Origin of the sequence: Chamaesiphon polymorphus CCALA 037 (assembly GCF_003003845.1) — a bacterium.
Taxonomy (GTDB): domain Bacteria; phylum Cyanobacteriota; class Cyanobacteriia; order Cyanobacteriales; family Chamaesiphonaceae; genus Chamaesiphon; species Chamaesiphon polymorphus.
In genome coordinates, this window is sequence record NZ_PVWO01000376.1 from 1 (window position 1) to 5,820 (window position 5,820).

The 5,820-nt window shown below is 45.1% G+C and carries 7 protein-coding genes; 6 read left to right on the forward strand and 1 reads right to left on the reverse strand.

Translation table 11 applies throughout. From position 1 onward, the window contains the following. The 6 genes from C7B77_RS22125 to C7B77_RS22150 all read left to right on the forward strand — a co-directional run. Positions 1-943 (forward strand): CO2 hydration protein (locus C7B77_RS22125; protein WP_106309961.1); only part of this gene is annotated, 943 nt, incomplete at its 5' end. A gap of 202 nt (positions 944-1,145) precedes the next feature. Beyond that, positions 1,146-1,643: a GNAT family N-acetyltransferase gene (locus C7B77_RS22130; protein WP_106309964.1), complete on the forward strand. Its 498-nt coding sequence runs from the start codon at positions 1,146-1,148 to the stop codon at positions 1,641-1,643. A gap of 43 nt (positions 1,644-1,686) precedes the next feature. Then, positions 1,687-2,088, forward strand: coding sequence for a fasciclin domain-containing protein (locus C7B77_RS22135; RefSeq protein WP_106309967.1), 402 nt, complete (start codon positions 1,687-1,689; stop codon positions 2,086-2,088). 39 nt (positions 2,089-2,127) lie between these two features. After that, positions 2,128-3,462: a TrkH family potassium uptake protein gene (locus C7B77_RS22140; protein ID WP_106309970.1), complete on the forward strand. Its 1,335-nt coding sequence runs from the start codon at positions 2,128-2,130 to the stop codon at positions 3,460-3,462. Positions 3,463-3,580: 118 nt separating this feature from the next. Continuing rightward, positions 3,581-4,291: a potassium channel family protein gene (locus tag C7B77_RS22145; protein ID WP_106309973.1), complete on the forward strand. Its 711-nt coding sequence runs from the start codon at positions 3,581-3,583 to the stop codon at positions 4,289-4,291. 35 nt (positions 4,292-4,326) lie between these two features. Continuing rightward, a complete protein-coding gene (locus C7B77_RS22150) occupies positions 4,327-4,929 on the forward strand; it encodes a DedA family protein (RefSeq protein ID WP_106309976.1) in 603 nt (200 codons plus the stop codon). A 52-nt stretch (positions 4,930-4,981) separates the two neighbouring features. Here the strand turns inward: C7B77_RS22150 and C7B77_RS22155 are convergent, their stop codons facing one another. Further along, positions 4,982-5,794 carry a tetratricopeptide repeat protein gene (locus C7B77_RS22155; RefSeq protein WP_106309979.1) on the reverse strand — a complete coding sequence of 271 codons (813 nt, stop codon included), beginning with the start codon at positions 5,792-5,794 and terminating at the stop codon, positions 4,982-4,984. Positions 5,795-5,820: the final 26 nt, after the last annotated feature.

Consider the following 5,820-nt stretch of genomic DNA (forward strand, 5'->3'; position numbering starts at 1 on the left):
GCGCAGTACCAAAATGCCCAAACTTTTTCATCACTTGTTGCACGATCGGATTAACATGGAGTTTGCCGAAGCCTGTATGCAGGCGATGTACTGGCATCGGGGCATGGGTGGACGGTTCGATCCTTACCTAGATACCGAAGAATACAAGCAAAATGCCGATCGAGCTATTAAAGCATATTTCAAGGGCAATCCGGCCATGCTAGCGGCGTACAAGCTGTTCCCCGATATGTTTATCGAGCAGGTACGGGTGATGTCTTACTATTCCAATTTAGGACTATTTTGGGAAGTGATGGCTCCGGTATTCTTTGAAATGAGCGATTTGTATGATGAGGGCAAAATTGCCTCCGTTCCCGATGCCATGAATTTCCTCGTCAATGGCATTTTTGCCGTTGCGGGTAGACCGATTTATCACCATGTTTATATCGATGGGGAAATGTTTGAAATTATCCCCAAATCGGTAGGATTTACCTGGTTGTATGAGGCGGCTTTGCCCTATGTCGAAGCCGTATTTTATCGGACAGCACCATTTCGCGGTACGAAATCTTATAATGCTCAAGCCGAACAGGTACCCGCAGAGCAAGCTGATTTCCATTACGGAATTTTATATGCCGATGTCAATCCGGTCGGTAGTGCGGGCATTCCGCCAACATTATTGATGGATGATATGTATCATTTCTTGCCTCAATATTTACTCGATTATTACGATCGACATTGTCGGGGTAAAGATGATATGTTGGTGCAATTGGGCGTGAGTTTTCAGCGATCGATGTATTGCGTTACTTCGGCAGTAATTCAGGCTCTGCGGGCTGCGTTACTCTATCCATTAGACGATACCAATCCCAAACATTTAGAAAAAAATCGTCAATTCTTTGAATCCCAAATCGACAGGTTCAAACGTCCTGAAGCGCGGTTGTCAGACATTCAAAGTCAAGACTATCGATAATTAGCGATCGCTAGTACTAGATGGCGGAAGTCAGGTTACTATCATATCCTCCCAACTCCCAACTCCCAACTCCCAACTCCCAACTCCCAACCAAATAGTAACTATATTTACGCCGCAGACTACTAGATAGCTTACTTTGAGAAGATTTTTAAACGATCGCTCTCAAGTAAGCTAAAATATCTCGAAAATCATCCGATAAGTTATGACGATAGATACATCCACGATCGAAATCATTGAAGCCGATTTGACTGTTCCCGAACACGCTCTGGCTGTCATAAACTTGATGGATGAATATGCAAGCGATCCGATGGGTGGTAGTAGCGGATTATCAGATTTCGCAAAAAATCATCTAATTTCCGAATTAGCTAAGCGAAAAACTAGTTATGTCATTCTTGCGTTTGTCGAGCGAAAACCAGCGGGATTAATTATTTGTTTTGAAAGATTCTCTACTTTTGCTTGTCAACCATTGTTGAATATTCATGACGCGATTGTTTCGTTGCCATATAGAGGTTTAGGCTTATCTAAATTAATGCTGCAATGTGCCGAACAAATTGCGATCGATCTAGGCTGTTGCAAGCTGACACTGGAAGTTTTGGAACATAACTATATCGCTCAAAAAGCATATAGATCGTTTGGATTTGACGGCTACGCGCTCGATCCCAAAATGGGTAAAGCTCTATTTTGGGAGAAAAAGTTGTAATCGAGCTAACTTTAATAAGTTGTAATAATTTAATAAAAATAATATGCCAAATATTGTAGAAATTGCTGTTAGTAACGATAACTTTAAAACCCTCGTCGCTGCCGTCCAAGCAGCCGGATTGGTAGAAGCTTTACAATCCCCTGGGCCATTTACAGTATTCGCACCAGTCGATGCTGCTTTTGCGGCTTTACCTCCAGGCACAGTCCAAACTTTAGTCCAAAATCCACCTCAATTAGCCCGCATTCTCAAATTTCATGTGGTAGCGGGAAAATTTACCCAAGCCGACCTCGCTAAACTCGGAAAGGTAGAGTCGCTCGAAGGTTCGCCAATTCCGATCGATTGTAGCGATGGTTTTGAGGTCAAAAACTCGACAGTCGTCGCCGCAGATATTGAAGCCGACAATGGGATTATTCATGTTATCGATCGAGTAATATTAATGGGGTAATGATTTATGTAGCGAACTTGTGAGCTACTTGTTTGTGGTATGACGGTTTCTCGCAGCATTTGTCTGGGATTTATGGCGGTGATCTCGATCGGCGCGTTGTTATTGATGCTGCCAATTTCGACCACTAGCGGTCAATGGAACGACCCGATCGTCGCTTTGTTCACTTCCACGTCCGCAGTGTGCGTAACGGGGCATGTGGTCGTCGATACGGCTACTTATTTTTCGCGATTTGGGCAGTTAGCGATCGTGCTGCTGATTCAAGTTGGGGGATTGGGCTATATGACAGTAACCACCTTTTTGTTGTTATTGCTAGGGCGCAGATTTGGCGTCAAAGATAAAGTTGCCATTCAGCAATCGCTCGATCGTCGCTCGCTTCAGGGTAGCACGCAGATTCTTCAGTCGATCGTGGCGACAACTATCCTGTTTGAACTAACGGGGGCTTTTTTATTGCTGTTGGTATTCGTCCCCGATCTCGGCTGGAGTAGGGGACTTTGGTTCGCACTCTTTCATAGTGTCAGTGCTTGGAATAATGCAGGATTTGGACTATTCTCGGACAATTTGGTTAGCTACCAGGGGTCGTGGCTGGTAAATGGGGTAATTACGGGACTGATTATTTTTGGCGGGATCGGTTATGAGGTAATTTTGGAGTTTTACCTCAGAGCGCGAGCGCGCCTGGTGCGCCAACCGATAAAGATCGCTCGATCTCTCAATTTTCAGGTAGCGGTAAGTACGACGCTATTTTTATTGATCGGCGGTACTTTCGCAATTTGGGCGATCGAAATTAGAAATACCAAAACCTTAGGATCGCTGGCTTTGCCACAACAACTACTAGCCGCCTGGTTCCAGGCAGTTACCAGCCGCACGGCTGGCTTTAATACAATCGATCAGGGCCAAATGACCACTGCGGGCTTATTTGTGACGATCTCCCTGATGCTGATTGGCGGGAGTCCTGGCGGTACTGCTGGCGGTATCAAAACCACCACGGCGCGGTTATTGGCTAGCTGTACTTATGCCATCCTCCGAGGCAAAGAATCGGTAACTCTCTACCGCCGTCAGGTGCCCAACTCACTGCTATTAAAAGCGATTGCTGTCACCTTTGGCTCGCTACTGACGGTGGTGTTTGCGACGATGGCAATTGCCCTGGCAGATCCGAAACTAGACTTTATTCGCATTCTGTTTGAAGTAGTTTCTGCCTTCGCGACAGTCGGACTTTCGACCGGAATTACCGCTGGGTTGACACCTTTTAGTAAGCTAGTATTGATCGCCACGATGTATATTGGACGCGTCGGAATTTTACTACTTATTGCCGCACTCATCGGCGATCCGCGCTCTAGTACCATTAAGTACCCCGAAGAATCACTATTAGTTGGTTAATGACAGTAGAAAACTTTAGGCTTTAGGCTTGATAGCTTTAGGCTTTAGGCGAAGTAAATTACATTACCCATCTCCACCTCAACTTCTCTCAGTGTAAGCCATCCACCCATCCACCCTTATGTCAAATTCTGTAGAACGTCAATCTTTCAGTTTTTTTCGCAACCTCAGACCCAATAAAGCCCGCCAGTTTGCCGTGATTGGCTTGGGTAGGTTTGGACGAGCAGTGTGTGAAACGCTCCACCAATCTGGCTATGAAGTCCTGGGCACAGATATCGATGAAAAACGCGTAGACGATATTCTGATCGCTGGACTCGCCGCTCACGCGATCGTCATTGACTCCACCAATCCATTATCCTTAAAAGAAGCAGGAGTATTTGAGTTCGATACTGTGATTGTGTCGATCGGGAATTACCTCCAAGAAAGTATCATCACGACGCTTAATCTTAAAGAAGCTGGCGTTACCAATGTCATTGCCAAAGCATCCTCTGAAGTTCATGCCAAACTGCTGCAAAAAGTCGGAGCCGATCGAGTAGTATTACCAGAATACGAAGCAGGCTGCAACCTCGCGCAGACGCTAGTTAGACCTGGACTGTTAGAGAGTTTGGATTTAGACCCCGAGCACAGTATTGTCGAGATCAAAGTGCCCGAATCTTTTTATGGCAAAACGATCTTGGAATTACAACTGCGAAGCGATTATGGTATTAACGTGTTGGCGATCGGCCAATCTAAAAATTTTGATATCAATCCCAAACCCGAGCGTCGTCTCCAGCAGGATGATGTGCTGGTGGTAATCGGGAATAAGCGGGATCTCGATCGATTGCCACTCTAAAAAATATCTGTAAAATATCTGGAGCGATTTAGACAATGGTGGAATGGATTAATAACTTAATGGGCAGTTTGGGATACTGGGGTATCGGGCTGCTAATGTTCTTAGAAAATCTGTTTCCACCAATTCCTTCCGAGCTAATTATGCCGTTGGCTGGCTTTACGGTCGCACAAGGTAAAATGAATTTTGGTCTGGCAGTGCTAGCGGGTACCGTGGGCACGATGGCAGGCACTTATGCGTGGTATTATTTAGGCCGACTGGTTAATTATCAGAGGTTACAGACTTGGACGAATCGCTATGGCAAATGGATCGGAGTAACTGCCAAAGATATCGATCGAGTCAATGATTGGTTTAATAAATATGGAGTCAGAGCCGTCTTTTTTGGACGGATGGTACCAGGCATTAGAACGCTGATTTCGCTGCCAGCAGGAATGAATCAGATGCCTTTGCTGTCTTTTACCATTTATTCGACGATCGGCACCTTTATCTGGACGCTAGCCTTGACTGCGGCGGGATTTTTACTAGGCGATAACTATTCGTCGATCGAACAGTATTTAGCTCCAGTTTCCAAACTAGTCGTGTTTGGATTATTAGGTTTGCTGGGGTATGCCATCTTCAAGAAAATGCGATCGAGCAAATAATACAACGAACACAGATCCCCGACTTCTTATGAGAAGTCGGGGATCTATTTTTTTACTGCAACTTCAGGAATTTTTCTAACGCTGCTACCATATTTGGCGGCCAACGGCGAGTATTTCTGACCCAATCTAAATCCTTATACCGACTGTCCAAACCAATCACAGCCACCCAGTTACTTTCAGCTTCACCGCGTTGACCATCTTGCCATAGAGCTGCACTCAATGCCGCCCGTACATCTGGAAAATCGCGGTATTTTCTGACGATATTTTTCATATTGCGGATCGCTTCCGCTGTCTCGCCATTTTGATATAAAGCTAGGGCATAATTAGCCCGTGCAAAGGCAAAATCAGGCGCAATTTCTGACGCTTTGACATAGTTTTTAATCGCCTTATCCCAATCGCCCAAACCTGCATAGGCATTACCCAAATTATTGTAAGCCATTGCATCTTTCGGATCGATCGAAAGGATATACTGATAGTCAGCGATCGCTTCATTCCATTTACCCAAACCTTCTAGAGCCGTACCCCGATTGAGATAAGCATCGGGACGATCTGGCAATAACTCGATCGATTTATTAAAATCCTCGATCGCTTCATTCAATTTATTCTGACTGACTCGCGAATTGCCCCGATTGCTCCAAATTGCTGGATTCTGTGGGAATAGTTCGATTAATTCCGTCCAGTACTGTTCTGCTTTGGCAAATTTTCCTTCATTAGTCGCGGTAAAAGCTTGGGTGCGTAACTTATCGCCCAGCTCGAATTGAGCGTCGGTAACATCAGTCGGTGCTGGCTGTGCTAAACCAGAATTAATTGGAGTTAACACGATTAGCACGATCGCCACAATACTTACCAACCAACGCCAAATCATAAATCTTCATCTCTATATTCTCACTC